The organism is Roseomonas sp. WA12 (assembly GCF_054165765.1).
The window spans coordinates 3,749,559-3,764,231 of record NZ_CM135108.1; the positions used below are offsets into that span (position 1 = coordinate 3,749,559).

Consider the following 14,673-nt stretch of genomic DNA (forward strand, 5'->3'; position numbering starts at 1 on the left):
ATGACCCCTCACCGATGACAGGTCGAGCAGCGGGTCATCGGGGAGACCTCCACGCCGAAATGCTCGTAGCGCAGGGCGCGCAGCCCGTGCGGCCGCGGCGCGAACACCGCCTCCCCCGCCGGAAGCCCGCCCGTCGTGGCCGCCACCGCCTCGGGCTGGCTGGCGGCGGGGTTCCGGTGGCAGTCCAGGCAGAAGCCCATCGAGAGCGTCTCCGCGCGCACGGTGCGCGGCATCTCCTGCACCGCCCCGTGGCAGGAGCCGCAGCCGACCCCGGCCGTGGTGTGGGCCGCATGGTCGAACCGGACATGATCCGGCAGGCGGCTGACCGAGGCCCATTCCACCGCCGTCCCTCCGGCCAGCGCGGCCCGCAAGGGTGCGAATTGTGCGGCGACGTTCCAGACCCGGTCGTGGCAGCCCAGGCAGGTTTCCGCACTGGGCATCCCGGCATCCGCGGCCCGCTCCACCCCGGCATGGCAAAAGCGGCAGTCCAGGCCGAGGCCGCCGGCATGGACGGCATGGCTGAAGGGGATCGGCTGCTCTGCGGGGACGCCGATCGCCCAGGTCTGGCCGGACCGCACCAGCGCGAAACCTGTCCCGCCCGCCAGCAAGAGCAGGGCGACCACGAAGCCGATAGCGAGGCGAAGCCTTGTATCCGCCCGTCTGGAAAACAGCTGCGCCATGGATTCCCGCACCGACCGGGACGGCAACGCGAGGGTTGCAGCCAGGTTACCTGCCGTTCATGCGGCCGGGGCGGCCGAACGGCAAGAGGCAGCGGCACCCTGTCCGAGACCGAAGCAGAGGACCGCGGGGCCGGGGCCTTACCGTTCCCTTTCCGCGCGCCGGCTCTGCCTGTATCGAGGCGAAGCCGTGACCGTCCTTCCCAACGCCTTCTTCCAGCGAACCGCGCCCGAGGTGGCGCGCGACCTGATCGGCATGACCCTGCTCGTGGACGGTGTAGGCGGCCTTGTCGTCGAGACCGAGGCCTATGCCCCCGACGACCCGGCCTCGCACAGCTTTCGCGGGCCGACGCCACGCAACGCCGCGATGTTCGGCCCGGTGGGTCACGCCTATGTCTATCGCTCCTACGGCCTGCACTGGTGCCTCAACCTTGTCTGTGGGGACGGGCGCGGCGGCAGCGCCGTGCTGATCCGCGCGCTGGAGCCGGTGACGGGGCTGGAGACGATGCAGGGGCGGCGGGGGATGGAGTCCACGCGGCTGCTGTGCAGCGGCCCGGGCCGGCTGTGCCAGGCGCTGGGCGTGACGGGCGCGCTGGACGGCCTGCCCCTGGACCGCCCGCCTTTCGTGCTAGAGGCGCGCCGGGACGAGCCGCCGATCGTCGCCGGGCCCCGGATCGGGATCACGCGCGGAATCGAGGCGCCCTGGCGTTACGGGCTGGAGGGATCGCGCTTCCTCAGCCGCCCCTTCCCGCGCTGACGGGAACCCGGCGCTACTCCGCGGCCAGCCCCGCCGCCGTGGCGCCCGGCCGGGCGGCGGACTGCGTCCCCAGCTCGCGCAGCATCGCATCGACATCCGCCTGGTTCGCACCCTGGCCGAGCAGGTCGCGCGACGCGTCCCGCTCGCCGAGCACGGCGCGGGCAACGGCGAGATTGGTGGCCACGCGCGGCGGCGCGCCAGGGCGGCGTGCGAGAGGCTCGAGCACCGTCCGCGCCTCCTGCGCCCGCCCTGAAAGGAGCAGCGACATGCCCAGGTTGTTCGAGGGCCCCATGGCGGTCGGGGAGACGGCCAGGGCCGTACGATAGGCCGCCTGCGCCTCCGCGTGCCGCCCGAGCATGTCGAGCGCGACGCCGCGGCCATCGAGCGCCCGCACGTCCCGCGGCGCGGCGACGAGCAGCCGGTCGAAAATGGCGAGCGCCTCCTCCGACCGGCCCGCGCGCAGTTCCAGCCGCCCGAGCTGGTCCAGCAGGGCAGGATCGTTCGGACGGCGCTCCAACGCCCGCTGCAGCACCGCCTGCGCTTCCGTGGTGTTACCGGAGCGGGACAGGGCCCCGGCGAAGCGGGCCTGGGCCTCGGCATTGCCCGGATCCGCGCTTGCGGCGGAGGCGAGGAGCGAGAGCGCGACCTCGGTCTGGCCGGAAGCCTCAGCGGCGGCGGCGACGCGGAGGCGGGAGGCGCTGTCCGGGTCACGTGGGCCGCCGGCGGCATTACCGCCTGAGGAGGCACAGGCACCCAGGCCGCCGAACAGGGCGCCGATGAGAATAGGACGGAAACTGGGCAGCAGGCCCGGCCTGATCAGCCCCCGGAGCTGGGACCGGGTGACAGGGAAAAGCCGTCTCTTACGGTCCTGCATTAAACATCTTGCCCATTTCAATCACGCTAGGGCCGATCAGAGCGATGAACAAGGCGGGCAGGATGAACAGGATCAACGGCCCGACCAGCAGGGCCGGCAGGCGGATCGCCTTCTCCTCGATACGCAGCATGCGCTCCTGCCGCATTTCGGTGGCCAGCACGCGCAGCGCCTGGGCCAGCGGCGTGCCGAAGCGGAGTGTTTGCGACAGGGTGCTGCCGAGCCGCTTGAAGCCTTCGATCCCCGTCCGCTCGCCCAGCCGCTCGAAGGCGATACGGCGGTCGGTCTGCATCCGCATGTCCTGCACGAGGGTGTTCATCTCGATGGCGATGGCGCGGTTCGATCGCTCCATCTCGCGCGCCACCCGCTCGATCGCGGTCTCCAGCCCCAGCCCGGCCTCTGCGGCCACGACGAGAAGGTCCAGCGCATCCGGCAACCCGCGCCGCAGCCGGTCGTGGAAGGGCCGCCGCAGCCAGCCCATGACGGTGTTTGGTACGTAGATCGCGGCGGCGACGCCGGCGAAGACCGCGAAGCCGCCCTGAACCATCTCGAGATCGAGGCTGAGGGCGAGGAACAGGCCGCCCAGCGGCGCAACGATCAGGAACATCGCCTTCGCGCCCAGGAAGATGGGCACGGCCTGGCGGGGATCAAGCCCGGCCGCAGCCACGGCGCGCTGGAACTCCACCACCTCCTTTTCCGAGATGAGCGCGCTGTCGCGGATCGCCTCGCCGAGGCGCAGCACGGGGCGGAACAGGGCGGAGGCGGCGCGGTCCCGCGCACGCGGCGCTGCGACGGCCTGCGCCGGGGAGGTGACCGCGCGCAGCCGCGCGGCCATGTCGCGCTCCTCGGCAAAGCGGGCGAGCAGGATGGCGGCCAGGATGGCCAGGCCCAGCGCGCCCCCGGCCGCGGCCGTCGCCAGGAGCCAGACAGGCACCGCCCCCATCAGTCCCGCCCGGCCGCGCGGATCATCCGGCGGATGGTCAGCATCCCCAGTGCCATCAGTCCGAAGCCGGTCAGGGCGAGGCGCTGGCCCGTGGCGGTGCCCGTGAAGGTGCGCAGGTAGAAGGGCTGGATGAAGGACATCATTGCCGCCGCGATGAAGGGCAGCACCACGAGCAGCCCCGCCTGCATCCGCCCCTCGGCCGCCAGCGCCTTGGCCCGCTTGGCCATGGCCACGCGCTTGCGGACCATGTCGGCCAGGTTGTCCAGCGTCTCGGCCAGCGCGCCCCCGGTCTGCGCCTGCAGGCCGAGCGTGACCGCGAGGAAGGAGAACTCGGTCAGCCCCGTGCGGTCGTGCAGCCGCATCAGCGCCGCATCCACCGGGCGGCCGATGGCGACATCGCCCACCACGCGCGCGAACTCCCCCCGGATGGGGGAGACGCCCTCCCGCGCGATGCCGCGCATTGCCTCGGCGAGCGGCAGGCCGGCGCGGATTGCACGCACCATCAGGCCCAGCGCGTCCGGGATCTGCTGAAAGACGGCGTCGCGGTAGCGCGACATCTGCCAGGAGAAGACCCCGCGCGCCGCGAAGACGGCACCGGCCATTCCGCCCAGCACGGCGAGCGGCGTGCCGAGCATGGAGGACAGGCGGTAGAAGCTCAGCAGTCCCACCGCCGTGCCGATGGCGGCCACCACCGGCCAGGGAATGATCCGCGCTTCCGGCACCTCGGCCTCGAAGCGGAGAAGGCGCAGGAGGCGAAGCTGGAAGGCGCCGTGCCGGGATTCCGCCAGACGGATGCTCGGCGCGACGAGGGCGACGGGAAGCGCCGGCCCACCCAGGCCGAGCACCCGCTCCCGTAGCTGCCTTGCGCGGCGCAGCTGCACCAGCGCCAGCGCGCCCACCAGCAGGCCTGCCAGGAGCGACACGGCCAGGAGCAGGAGCGGCGCCTTGCCCACGCTTCAGGCCTCCCGCACCGCGCGCATCCAGGCCTCGCCAAGGCCGAAATAGTCCAACCGCTCAAGGAAGCCGGGGCGGGCGGCGGGGCTGGTCCAGCGGCCGGTGATGCGGCCCTCGGAGGTGTCGCCGAGATACTCGAAGGTGAAGACCTCGTTCATCGTGATCACCTCCCCCTCCAGCCCGCAAACCTCGGAGACCTGGGAGACGCGGCGGCCGCCGTCACGCATGCGCTGCACCTGGACGATGATGTCCACCGCGCTCGCAATCTGCGTGCGGATCGCGCGGCTGGGCAGGCTGGTCTGGCCCATCTGCACCATGTTCTCGATGCGGATGAGCGCGTCGCGGGTCGTATTAGCATGGACGGTGCAATAGGAGCCGTCATGGCCGGTGTTCATGGCCTGCAGCATGTCGAAGGCCTCGGCCCCGCGCACCTCGCCGACGATGATGCGGTCGGGGCGCATACGAAGGGCATTCTTCACCAGGTCGCGCTGATTGATCTCGCCCTTGCCCTCCAGATTCGGCGGGCGTGTCTCCAGCCTGACGACGTGGGGCTGCTGCAGCTGCAGCTCGGCCGCGTCCTCGATGGTGACGACGCGCTCGCCATGGTCGATCATCTGGCTCATCGCGTTCAGCATCGTGGTCTTGCCCGAGCCGGTGCCGCCCGAGATCACCACGTTCAGCCGGCAGCGCGCGGCAATCTCCAGCACGCGCGCGAGCGGGGTGGACATCGACCCGCCGGCCGCCAGCTCCTGCAACCCCGCCTTGCGCTTGGCGAACTTGCGGATCGAGATGCAGGCGCCGTCGATGGCCAGCGGCGGGAACACCACGTTCACGCGGCTGCCATCAGCCAGGCGGCAATCCACCAGCGGGCTGGATTCGTCCACCCGGCGGCCGACGGTTGCGGCCATCTTCTGCGCGATGGCGTTCAGCTGCGCCGCGCTGCGGAAGCGCACATCGGTCAGGTGAACGCGGCCGCGCACCTCCACGAAGACGCGGTCCGGGCCGTTCACCATGATGTCGCTGATGCTGTCATCCTGCAGCAAAGGCTCCAGCGGGCCGTAGCCGACCATGTCGTGGGCCAGCTCCTCGGCAATCCGGGCCTCGTCGCGCCCGGAGATCTCGACGCGCTCGCGGTTGGCCACATCGTGCACGAGGGTGCGAAGCTGCGCGCGCAGGGCGGCACCAGTCAGCTCACCGGCCACCAGCGGATCCACCCGCTCCAGCACCTGGGCGCGCAGGCGGCGGATGGCAGCATCGGACACCGCGCCCGAGCTCGAGGGGGCGGCAAGAACGGCCGGTGGATTGGAGACGGTTGCCTCGGCGGGCGGCGGCGCCAGGGGCACCTCCTCCACCTGCGGAACCACGTCGTCCCAACGCCGGCCGAACGGCCTGGCCGCGCGTCCCTCGAAGGGCGTCAACGCCTCCATCTCAGGCCGGCACCCGGCCGAGCAGGCGCGCAAGGCGTGAGCGCGCGGGGCCGGCGGTGCGGACCGCGGCGACCTCCTGCGTCAGCGGCGCCAGGGCGCGGCGCAGCGCAGCGCTCTCGCCCAGGGCGGGCCGGCCGAGATGGACGGCGCGCGGAACGTGGCGCGGCAGGTCCGGGATCACCGCGTCCGGCGCGCCGCCCAGCCCCTCCTCCACGAGCTTCGTCTTCAACCCGCCCGGCGCCCCCGCCCGGTTGAGCACCGTGAGGACCTGCCCGGCACCAGCGCCCGCAAGAGCCTTGCGGAGGGCCAGCGTGTCGCGGATGCCGGCGATGTCAGGGCCGAGCACGAGCACGCGGTGACGGGCCGCGGAGATGGCGATGCGCTCCGCCAGGCCCGGTGGCGCCGGCGTGTCAATCACGACGAAGTTGAACCGGGCGACGAGCAGCTCCAGCAGCCGCTTCGTCCCCACCTCGGTCGGTTGCGGGTTGGAGTCCATCGCCTCCTCGGCCGCGATCAGGCGGACGCGCTCAGTGACCGGAACGGAGGAGCGGTCCAGGAACAGCGCGTCCGTCCGGTCCGGTTCCTCCAGCGCGACGCGTAGCCCCGTGCCGGAACGTACCCCGAGCTGCAGCCCCGTCGTGCCGCCGCGCAGATGCAGGTCGAGCAGGGCGACATGGCCGTGGCTGACCTCCGCGAGGTGCAGGGCGAGGCTCGTCGCCACCGTGGTCGCGCCGCAGCCGCCGCGCGCGCCCAACACGGTGATGACGCGGCCGCCGCGCTCCCCGCCCGCGGCCCCGTCCCGCCCGGCGATGTGGGGCGCGAAGAGCCGCGCGACGGCATCGCGCGTCAGCGGCTTGTCCAGGTAGTCTGCGACGCCCAGGTCCCGGGTCATGCGACGATACAGGGTGAGGTCCGCCGCCTCCCCGACCACGAGCACGCGGACATCGGGGGTGCACACCCGCGCCAGCGCGTCCAGCGCCTCCAGCGGATCGGGCATGCCGGAGACGTCCACCAGCAGCACGGCCGGCGTCGGCTCCTGGGCCAGGGCGCGTGCAGCGGCGTCGGCATTGCCGCGGCGAAGCTGCAGGGCATCGCCCAGATCAAGCAGCCCGCCGCGCAGCGCCGCCTCGCTCTCCTCATCCGTGACGAAGGCGAGAAAGGGCGGGCGCTGCCTTGCCGAAGCCGGGCTGAGGCGCGCCTCCTCGGCCGGTGGGGCGACGCGCTCAGCGCCCATCGCCGCCTCCCGGTCCGAATCCGCGGCCAGGTGGCGGAAGCGCTCGCCGCTCGTCCCGCAGCAGCCGGCCGACCGGCATGGACCCCGCTGAGCCGCGCTCCTCCTGCGCCGCGACGCCGCGCGTGGCATGGGCGGGCTCGGCCAGCATGGACCGGAGATTGCGGTCGTTCACGCCGGTCGCCTGCCAGGTTCCCGGGCGAGCGAAGTCGCCGCCCGGCTGGCAGCCCGCAAGTAGGAGCAGTGCAATGAGAGAAAGGCGGCGCATCACTCCACCAGGAACCCGGCATTGACCGAACCGCGCAGCGGCTCGACGGGTCGGCCCTGCGCGATCTGGCGCCGGTGCAGCACGCGGTCGAGATCGGAGGCCGGGCGAATGTTGTCGGTGGGCGCGGCGAGGGCGTGCGGATCGGAGACCGGCCGGACGAGATAGGGCGTGATGATGATGACCAGCTCCGTCTCGTTGCGTCGGAAGCGGTCGGAGCGGAACAGGGCGCCGAGCACGGGCACGTCGCCGAGCCCGTTCACCCCGGTGTTCGCGACGCTGGAGTTGCGCTGCAGCAGCCCCGCGATGGCGAAGCTCTGCCCGCTGCCCAGCTCCACGCTCGTTTCGGCGCGGCGCACCGTGAGCGCCGGGATCTTCACCACCCCGCTGGAGAGCGGCACGGAGATCGAGCCGTTATCCGACAGCTCGCTCACCTCCGGCCGCACGCGCAGGTTCAGCCGCTCTGGCCCGAGCACGGTGGGGATGAAGGCGAGCGAGACGCCGAACTGCTTGAACTCGATGGAGATCGAGTTGCTGCTGTTATTGGCGGCGACGGGCACCGGGAACTCGCCACCTGCAAGGAAACTCGCCACCTCGCCGGACTGGGCGGTGAGGTTGGGCTCCGCGAGGATGGTGATGAGCTGGTCGGTCGCCAGCGCGTCCACCACCGCGTTGATATCGAAGCGCGAGGAGACGAACCGTCCGCCGACGCGGCCCACGCCGCTGTCGGTGAAGGAGGCGCTGCCCGCGGTGATCGCGTTCAGCAGCGTCCCCGCGCCGCCGGTGCGCAGGCCGAGCATGAAGTTGGTCCCGTCGCTCGCCAGGGCCTGCCAGTTGAAGCCGAGGTCTCGCGTGACCTGACGGGAAATCTCGGCGACCCGGACACGCAGGTTCACCTGCACCGAGGAGAGCAGGGAGAGCGAATTCACCAGCTCCGGCCCGGTGCCCAGCGCCGCGCGGGCGATGGCCTCGGCGCGCTGGGAGTCCGCCGCCGTCGGCACCGCGCCCGACATGACGTAGCCGTTGCGCCCGGCGGCAGCGACGCGCACCCCCTCCCCACCCTTGACCATGCGGCGGATCATCCCCTCCACCGACGAGGCGGAGGGCGGCGGCTGCGGTGCCGTGGTGCCGGGGGCGGGACCGGAAGCGGGCATCGAGACGGCTGTGGCAGCAGCGGCCGCCTGACTGGGCGAGACCGTGACGTCGTACTGCGCGACGGGCGCGCCATCCTCGGCCGTGGCGACAATGGTGGTGCGCCCGGCCGCCACAGCCATGAGGAAGAGGCTGGTGGGCGAGGCGGGCTGGATGCGCGCGACGCGCGGATCGGCCGCCAGCACGGTCAATGCCGGGCGGGGCAGGTTCAGCAGCCGCCCGGTCCCTGCCTCCATCGTCACCACCATGGCCGGGGCAACCGGCGGCACCACCGCGGCCGGGGCGGGCGTCTGCAGGTCGGAAAAGGCCGGACGCGCGGAGGCCGGCGCTCGTGGGAGTGTGGACTGCGCTACAGCCGCCCCCGGCAGGAGAAGCAGGGCCATGGCCGCGAGGCGGGCTGCACGGATCATCGAAAAACAACCTCTTGTTGTTGCTCGCCCTGGATCACGCGCATCCGCGTACCCTGGGAAACGGTCGATCCGGCCAGAGCCGGCGAGACATCACCGCCGAAGACCGGGGCGCCGACAGGCCAGGCGTCGCTCGGGGGCTCGATGGCGCGCACGGTCAGGGCGATGCGACCAAGGCGAGATGCAACAGCCACGCGCTCCGCCTGCTCCGACGTCACCTCGAGCGTGACAGTGCGGGCGACGCGGCCCTGGGCGGTCTCGGCGCCCGCGGTGCCCTGGGTGAGTTGTTGGTCCACGGCGATGACGCGCAGATCGGACAGCACCGTCTCGCCGATCACGCGGCGGCCGAGCGGCGCCTCGCCCGCGGTCAACTCCTGGGTCAGGATCACATCCACCTGGTCGCCGGGCCAGATCAGCCCCGCGGTGCCGGTGACGACATCCACCCCGACCGAGATGGCGCGATGGCCGCTGCGCAGCACGGCGGCCAGGAAGCCCCGGTCCCGCGTCCGCAGAACCTCGGCGGCTGGCATCGCCTCACCAGCCTCGACATAGCGGCGCAGCAGGCCACCGCGGAGCTCTCCACGCATCGTCTCGGGCGCGGCGCCGGGCGGGACGGCATCGGGCGCCATCTCGCGCACGGTCAAGTCCTCGTCCTTCAGCAGCGTGCCGGGCGGCAGGGCGCGCGCCGCCGCCAGCACTCGGGCGCGGGAAGGCTCCGCCGGGGCAGGCGCAGTCGCGGCAACCGGGGCGGGCGTCTCGCCACCCAGGGCGTAAAGGCCGAGCGTGCCCAGCCCGAAGGCGCTGAGCATGAGGGAGAAGATGACGAGGGCGCGCAGCATCCCGATTCAGACACCCGAACCGGACATAAGGGCGAAGGTACCGCCGGCCGCCAGGGCGACGGCATAGGGAAGCGGCCCACGGCGGCGGATCCGCCAGGCTTCGACTGCCATCACGCGGGTGACAAGGCGCGGCCCCGCGGCCATGGGGGGCACGACACGAGCGGCGAGGATATAGCCCCCACCGAGCAGGCCGCCCGCGATAGCGGTCGCGATGACGAAATCAGGGATGGTGGCCGCCGGCAGGGTCGTGGCGATGGCGCCGGCAAGCTTCACATCTCCGCCCCCGAGCAGGCCGCCCATGGCGAGAATGAAGAGGAGGATGAAGAGCAGCGCGGCCACGGCGAAGGAGGCGGCGAGCGCGGTCGGTCCATACGGCGCGCGCAGGGCCAGACCGCAGGCGAGGAGCGCCAACGAGCTCTGGTCGGGGATCAGGCGCGTGGAGATGTCGCGCCACGCCGCATGGGCGAGGAGGGCGAGGACGAGGACGAGCAGCACGTTCTGCATGGGATCAGCATCCAGAGCATGGTCTGTGCGGGGACGACGGGGCCATCCACGCTCCTTGGCAAAGCGCGGACAGCCTCGCCACGTCACGAGCCGAGCAGCTCGGAGAACTTGGCTACCAGCAGCGGCTTGAAAGCAGTTACCGCGGCGCCCACGGCACCGACGATGGCGACAGCAAGGATGGCGTACTCGGCCGCGGTGACGCCCTTGCGGTTGCGGAAGGTGGCGACGGCGAGCGGGATGATGTGGTCGAACATGGAACCTCCGTGCGGCGGGACTCGGATGCCCGGGTCGGGTCGGGCAACCGGACCATCGGCGGCCGGGGATCGGCGCCGCGGGTCGCAGGTATCGAAGCGCCCGAATGGTTAATGCTGCCTTCATGGCACGGGCCTAATTTCCCGGACGGTTCCAAGGACCTGTCCCATGCGCCCTGTTCAGCGCTCGCCCCAACTGTCAGATCCTGTTGGGATCAAAGCTTTCGTGCAGCCCTCAAGGCGGTCGCTTCCAGAACCTGCGGCTGCGACACCCCTCCATCACCTTCCCTTGATTGACGACGGGCTGATCATCCGCGCAGGTCGCATTCTGCGGACTCGCCGCGGCGCGACAGCCGTGGAGTTCGCCCTGGTGGGCGGCCTGCTCATGGTCTTCATGATCGGTATCATCGAGGTCGGGCGATACATGATCACGCGGGAGGCCGTACGGAGCGTGACAGCGGATGCCGTGCGACTGGCCACCCTGCGCGGCTCCGCCAACATGAACAGCGGTGCAGCCCCGTGCCAGAACCTTTCCGGAAGCCTGGGCAGCGCGGTGCGCGGCGGCCCGATGCTGCGGCTTGCCGACCTATCAGTCACCCTGAGCGACTGCGCGACAGCCGGCGGCATGACCTCCGTGACAGTGACGGTTACCTACCCGTTCAACCATCTGGTCCCGCGGATCACAGCGGGTAGGATGCTGCTGCGAGAACAGGCAATGGCTACGATCTTCTGACCGCCCGGACGTTCAGTGCACGCGCAACTCGGCATTGCCGCGAAGTGTCGCCAGCGAGGGGAAGAGCGCCGCGGTGATGGGCGAGGCATAGCGATAGGGCTGTGTCACCGTGATCGAGACATAGCCGATCGGCGCATTGACCACGGCGCCCGATTGGCACAGGCCCGTCGTGCAGTCCGCGGCGGTGCCGTTGTCGCATTTGCAACTCATGGTGGCCGGGGCGACCGTAATGTCGGTCCAACCCGCCAGCTGGCCGCGCACCACACTGGCGATCCCTGCGCTGTCCTGAGGGCGAGAGAAAGCATACTGCGCCCCGGCCCGCGCCGCCATTTCCAGCCGTGTCCGGCGCCACAGGGCGTTGGAGACATCGTAGAGGCTGAAGAGCATGAGGGTAAGGACGGGCAGTGCGAGCGCGAACTCGCTGGCTGCGATCCCCGACCGGTCGCGCAGCGCGCGGCGCAGGGTACCGGGGCGTACTTCCACCGACTTACTCCACCAGACGCGCAACGCGCGCCATCGGGACTGGCGTGCGCAGGTCCGCGCAGCCCGAGGTATTGAACCGGAAGCTGCTGAGGCTGCCAATCTCAAGTGTGCCACCAACGAGAGCGAGGCAGCTCGTCGTTGTGTTCGAAGAAATACTACCAACCCGAACGTAGCTGTCCGGCGCATAGATCCCGCCCTTGATATTGAAGCTGGCCGAGCTCTGCATGATCAGGTTCGGGTTTCCGGCATTCCCGACAGCACCCCTGCCGCGGTGGATCACGATGCCGTCGTAATCCGAGTCGTCGGCATTCATGGAAGGCGCCGAGATGGTAATGCTGGCCATGTTGGAAAGATTGAAGTTGCGCGGACTGGTACCCGTGAAGATGAAGGTGCATCCGTTGCAGGCGAAGGATGCGGTGCTGCCCACCCGCAGAGCTGCGTCTTTGAACACATAGGTGCCTGGCCGGAAGGTGATCGACGATCGGTTGCCCACCTCGACATCCGCGCAATAGGCCCGTGTCACGCCGGTCACCGGAATAGCACCCGCGGCATCCATGGTCGGGGGCGGCATGCAGCCGGGCGGCACGGGCTTGCGGTCCAGCTGCTCATACGGGTTGCTGAGCGGGGCCGCGTGTTCCTGAAAGCCTTCGGCGAGGGTCCAGCGCGTGTTGTTGCAGCCGCTACAGGTCCCGAATGCCACCACTGCGCGGGCCCGAACCGAGGAATTCGATTGCGGAATGGTGACCGAAACGCCCGGGGTGTTCGACCCCACGGCGCAGCCCACCGCCTCGAAGGAGCTTGAGTTCTGAATCGTCACGCCGCCGGTCAGCGCCAGCAGGCAGGCCGGCGTCGTGCCATGCAGCAAGGCCACCGCCCGCGCAGCAACAGTCCCGTGGTCGCGATCGGTGAAGGCGCGGCCCAGGGTGATCGGCACTTGGCCGGTGATTCGTACCTCGAAGGCATTGCTGTTCCCCGCCATTGCGCCCGTCTCGGGGGGATTGCGGACAGTGATGGCCGGCGAGGTGAACCCGTTTCGGATCCCAATCTCAGTCGCGGCTGCCAGGGCCGCGCCGCGTCCGCGGAACTGATAGGCGGAGGCCGCCGCCATGGCCGCGAGATCGGCGCCGTTCTGTGCATCCCGCCGCGTGAGGTACAGCAGCGTTCCCTCGGCAGCCAAGCCGGCCATGCCGAGAAGGACGCTGCCGCTGACGGCAATCGCGGCCGCGGTCGCGCCCGAACGGCTGCGGAGCGCGGCGCGCGCGCGGCCCCGCCAGTGGCGCGCCGGCATGATGTGGAGCGGGTTCACGGTGCTGGCCTCGCCTCCCGCCTCTGCGCCGAGAGGACATGGCCTAAGCAGGGGCGATGAACCCTTCGTTAACGCTCACCCGAGGCCCGAACTGCCTCACGCCACCAGCTCCGTGTCCTCGTGCAGGCTGCGGCTGATCCCGGCCACATCGATCGAGGCCGCCTGCATGTTCGACGAGATCTCGAGCGTGGCGGCGCTCTGCTCCTCCACCGAGCCGGCCGCAGCACTGACGAACTGGATCAGCGTCTCCACCGAGTTGCCGATCTCGCTCAGGGAATTCGCCACCTCAGAGGAGACGAGCTGCATCGACTCGATTTCCTGTGCAACCTGCTGCGTGGCGGCCGTGGTCTGGTTGGCCAGCTGCTTCACCTCATGCGCCACCACCGCGAAGCCCTTGCCCGCCTCGCCGGCCCGTGCCGATTCGATGGTGGCATTCAGCGAGAGCAGGCTGATCTGGGAGGCAATGGTGCGGATCAGCTGCACCACGCGGTCCATGGCCCCGGCCGCCTCGCGCAGGCGCTGGGTGGCGGTGTTGGCATCGCCCGCCTGCTTCGTGATCTCCTGAACTACGGCATGCGACCGCCGCATCGTCTCGGAAATCTGCGCGGCGGAGGCGCTCATCTCCTCGACGGCGGCGGCGACGGACTGCACGTTGCTCAGCGTCTGGCCAGCGAAGCCGATGGCTTTGGCGCGAGCCTCCATGCGGGCGGTAATGTCGCTCGCGTATTTCACCACCTTCCAGGGCTTGCCGTTCAGGTCGAGGATCGGGTTGTAGGTGGCAGTGATCCAGACCTCCCGGCCGCCCTTGCCGATACGCTTGTAGACGGCCGAATGGAACTCGCCGCGGCGTAACTTGGCCCAGAAATCCCCGTATTCCGGTGAGCTGGAATATCCCGGCTCCAGGAACAGGCTGTGATGCTGCCCGCGTACCTCCTCCGCGCTGTAGCCGAGCGCCTTGAGGAAGTTCTGGTTGGCGTTGAGGATCGTGCCATCCATGGTGAAGTGGATAACGGCCTGGGATTTGTTGATGGCCTCGATCTGCCCCTCAAAATCCGCATTGCGAACCTTCGTCGCGGTGATGTCGGTGGCAAACTTCACGACCTCGACCGGCCGGCCGTCGAGGCCGAGGACCGGGGTGTAGGTCGCCAGGATCCAGACTTCGCGGCCGCTCTTGCCCTGACGCTTATATTCGGCTGCCTGGTATTCGCCGCGCCGCAACCTCTCCCAGAAGGTGCGGTACTCGGCGCTCTCCGCATATTCCGGCGTGACGCAGAGACGGTGGTTCTTGCCGACGATCTCGCCCCGTTCATAGCCCATCATGTTCAGGAAGATATCGTTGGCGTCGGTGATGGTGCCGTCGAGCAGGAAGTGGATCACCGCCTGGGACCGCCGGATGGAGGCGATCTGCGCACCGTCCGAGCTCGCGCGCCGCTTGGCCGCGGTCACGTCCGTCGCGAACTTGACCACGCCCACCGGCTTGCCGCCCCGCCCGAACACGGGGTTGTAGGAGGCCTGGATCCACACCTCCCGCCCGCCTTTGCCCAGGCGACGGAACTCGGCGGAGCGGTACTCGCCGCGCCGTAGCTCGTCCCAGAGGGCCCGGTATTCGGGGCTGGCCGCGTCCTTCGGGTCCACGAACAGGCTGTGATTGCGCCCGCGGATCTCGTCGAGCGTGTAGCCCATGGCGCCGAGGAAGTTCTCGTTCGCATCGACGATCGTGCCGTCGAGCGCGAATTCGATGATGGCCTGCGACCGGCTCGCCGCGTCAACAAGGGCGCGGTTGCGGTCGCGGAAGAGGCCACGGGTGAACATCGGCGTCTGCGCCCCTGATCGGATGTTGGGCGCTCATTGTCGTGGCACAACGCAAACAAAC

Annotated in this window: 16 protein-coding genes; 2 read left to right on the top strand and 14 right to left on the bottom strand. The window is 70.3% G+C overall.

Annotated elements, in window-relative coordinates; all coding sequences use genetic code 11:
• Nucleotides 1-8 precede the first annotated feature (8 nt).
• On the bottom strand, nucleotides 9-680 hold the full coding sequence (locus tag ACVBD7_RS17865; protein WP_458094588.1) for a cytochrome c3 family protein: 672 nt from the start codon (nucleotides 678-680) through the stop codon (nucleotides 9-11).
• Nucleotides 681-867: 187 nt separating this feature from the next.
• Between ACVBD7_RS17865 and ACVBD7_RS17870 the strand changes: the two genes are divergently transcribed.
• Nucleotides 868-1,434: a DNA-3-methyladenine glycosylase gene (locus tag ACVBD7_RS17870; protein WP_458094589.1), complete on the top strand. Its 567-nt coding sequence runs from the start codon at nucleotides 868-870 to the stop codon at nucleotides 1,432-1,434.
• A 13-nt stretch (nucleotides 1,435-1,447) separates the two neighbouring features.
• Here ACVBD7_RS17870 and ACVBD7_RS17875 read toward each other — a convergent pair whose 3' ends face one another.
• The 10 genes from ACVBD7_RS17875 to ACVBD7_RS17920 form a co-directional block, all read right to left on the bottom strand.
• A complete protein-coding gene (locus tag ACVBD7_RS17875) occupies nucleotides 1,448-2,308 on the bottom strand; it encodes a tetratricopeptide repeat protein (RefSeq protein WP_458094590.1) in 861 nt (286 codons plus the stop codon).
• Nucleotides 2,295-3,239, bottom strand: coding sequence for a type II secretion system F family protein (locus tag ACVBD7_RS17880; protein WP_458094591.1), 945 nt, complete (start codon nucleotides 3,237-3,239; stop codon nucleotides 2,295-2,297). Before ACVBD7_RS17880 ends, ACVBD7_RS17875 begins: the two co-directional genes overlap by 14 nt.
• Nucleotides 3,240-3,247: 8 nt before the next feature.
• Nucleotides 3,248-4,201, bottom strand: coding sequence for a type II secretion system F family protein (locus tag ACVBD7_RS17885; protein WP_458094592.1), 954 nt, complete (start codon nucleotides 4,199-4,201; stop codon nucleotides 3,248-3,250).
• A gap of 3 nt (nucleotides 4,202-4,204) precedes the next feature.
• Nucleotides 4,205-5,620, bottom strand: a complete 1,416-nt coding sequence (locus tag ACVBD7_RS17890) for a CpaF family protein (protein ID WP_458094593.1) — start codon at nucleotides 5,618-5,620, stop codon at nucleotides 4,205-4,207.
• A 10-nt stretch (nucleotides 5,621-5,630) separates the two neighbouring features.
• On the bottom strand, nucleotides 5,631-6,863 hold the full coding sequence (locus ACVBD7_RS17895) for an AAA family ATPase (protein ID WP_458094594.1): 1,233 nt from the start codon (nucleotides 6,861-6,863) through the stop codon (nucleotides 5,631-5,633).
• Entirely contained in the window at nucleotides 6,853-7,128 is a 276-nt protein-coding gene (locus tag ACVBD7_RS17900; protein WP_458094595.1) for a hypothetical protein, read from the bottom strand. Before ACVBD7_RS17900 ends, ACVBD7_RS17895 begins: the two co-directional genes overlap by 11 nt.
• Nucleotides 7,128-8,687 (bottom strand): type II and III secretion system protein family protein, encoded by a 1,560-nt coding sequence (locus ACVBD7_RS17905; RefSeq protein WP_458094596.1) that lies wholly within the window; start codon nucleotides 8,685-8,687, stop codon nucleotides 7,128-7,130. Before ACVBD7_RS17905 ends, ACVBD7_RS17900 begins: the two co-directional genes overlap by 1 nt.
• Nucleotides 8,684-9,523, bottom strand: coding sequence for a Flp pilus assembly protein CpaB (gene cpaB, locus ACVBD7_RS17910; protein WP_458094597.1), 840 nt, complete (start codon nucleotides 9,521-9,523; stop codon nucleotides 8,684-8,686). Before cpaB ends, ACVBD7_RS17905 begins: the two co-directional genes overlap by 4 nt.
• 6 nt (nucleotides 9,524-9,529) lie before the next feature.
• Complete coding sequence (locus tag ACVBD7_RS17915; RefSeq protein WP_458094598.1) at nucleotides 9,530-10,027, bottom strand: prepilin peptidase; 498 nt, start codon at nucleotides 10,025-10,027, stop codon at nucleotides 9,530-9,532.
• 83 nt (nucleotides 10,028-10,110) lie between these two features.
• Entirely contained in the window at nucleotides 10,111-10,281 is a 171-nt protein-coding gene (locus ACVBD7_RS17920; RefSeq protein ID WP_458094599.1) for a Flp family type IVb pilin, read from the bottom strand.
• Between the two features lie 286 nt (nucleotides 10,282-10,567).
• Here ACVBD7_RS17920 and ACVBD7_RS17925 point away from each other — a divergent pair, with 286 nt between their 5' ends.
• On the top strand, nucleotides 10,568-11,011 hold the full coding sequence (locus ACVBD7_RS17925; RefSeq protein WP_458094600.1) for a TadE/TadG family type IV pilus assembly protein: 444 nt from the start codon (nucleotides 10,568-10,570) through the stop codon (nucleotides 11,009-11,011).
• A gap of 12 nt (nucleotides 11,012-11,023) precedes the next feature.
• Here the strand turns inward: ACVBD7_RS17925 and ACVBD7_RS17930 are convergent, their stop codons facing one another.
• The 3 genes from ACVBD7_RS17930 to ACVBD7_RS17940 form a co-directional block, all read right to left on the bottom strand.
• Nucleotides 11,024-11,494: a TadE/TadG family type IV pilus assembly protein gene (locus tag ACVBD7_RS17930; RefSeq protein WP_458094601.1), complete on the bottom strand. Its 471-nt coding sequence runs from the start codon at nucleotides 11,492-11,494 to the stop codon at nucleotides 11,024-11,026.
• Between the two features lie 4 nt (nucleotides 11,495-11,498).
• Entirely contained in the window at nucleotides 11,499-12,800 is a 1,302-nt protein-coding gene (locus tag ACVBD7_RS17935; protein WP_458094602.1) for a hypothetical protein, read from the bottom strand.
• A 96-nt stretch (nucleotides 12,801-12,896) separates the two neighbouring features.
• Nucleotides 12,897-14,612, bottom strand: coding sequence for a methyl-accepting chemotaxis protein (locus tag ACVBD7_RS17940; protein ID WP_458094603.1), 1,716 nt, complete (start codon nucleotides 14,610-14,612; stop codon nucleotides 12,897-12,899).
• Nucleotides 14,613-14,673 lie beyond the last annotated feature (61 nt).

Bases quoted from the DNA above. Each gene is read 5' to 3' on its own strand.
- ACVBD7_RS17865 (WP_458094588.1), bottom strand. From the start codon at position 680: ATGGCGCAGCTGTTTTCCAGACGGGCGGATACAAGGCTTCGCCTCGCT.
- ACVBD7_RS17875 (WP_458094590.1), bottom strand. From the start codon at position 2,308: ATGCAGGACCGTAAGAGACGGCTTTTCCCTGTCACCCGGTCCCAGCTC.
- ACVBD7_RS17895 (WP_458094594.1), bottom strand. From the start codon at position 6,863: ATGGGCGCTGAGCGCGTCGCCCCACCGGCCGAGGAGGCGCGCCTCAGC.
- ACVBD7_RS17900 (WP_458094595.1), bottom strand. From the start codon at position 7,128: ATGCGCCGCCTTTCTCTCATTGCACTGCTCCTACTTGCGGGCTGCCAG.
- ACVBD7_RS17905 (WP_458094596.1), bottom strand. From the start codon at position 8,687: ATGATCCGTGCAGCCCGCCTCGCGGCCATGGCCCTGCTTCTCCTGCCG.
- cpaB (WP_458094597.1), bottom strand. From the start codon at position 9,523: ATGCTGCGCGCCCTCGTCATCTTCTCCCTCATGCTCAGCGCCTTCGGG.
- ACVBD7_RS17915 (WP_458094598.1), bottom strand. From the start codon at position 10,027: ATGCAGAACGTGCTGCTCGTCCTCGTCCTCGCCCTCCTCGCCCATGCG.
- ACVBD7_RS17920 (WP_458094599.1), bottom strand. From the start codon at position 10,281: ATGTTCGACCACATCATCCCGCTCGCCGTCGCCACCTTCCGCAACCGC.
- ACVBD7_RS17940 (WP_458094603.1), bottom strand. From the start codon at position 14,612: ATGTTCACCCGTGGCCTCTTCCGCGACCGCAACCGCGCCCTTGTTGAC.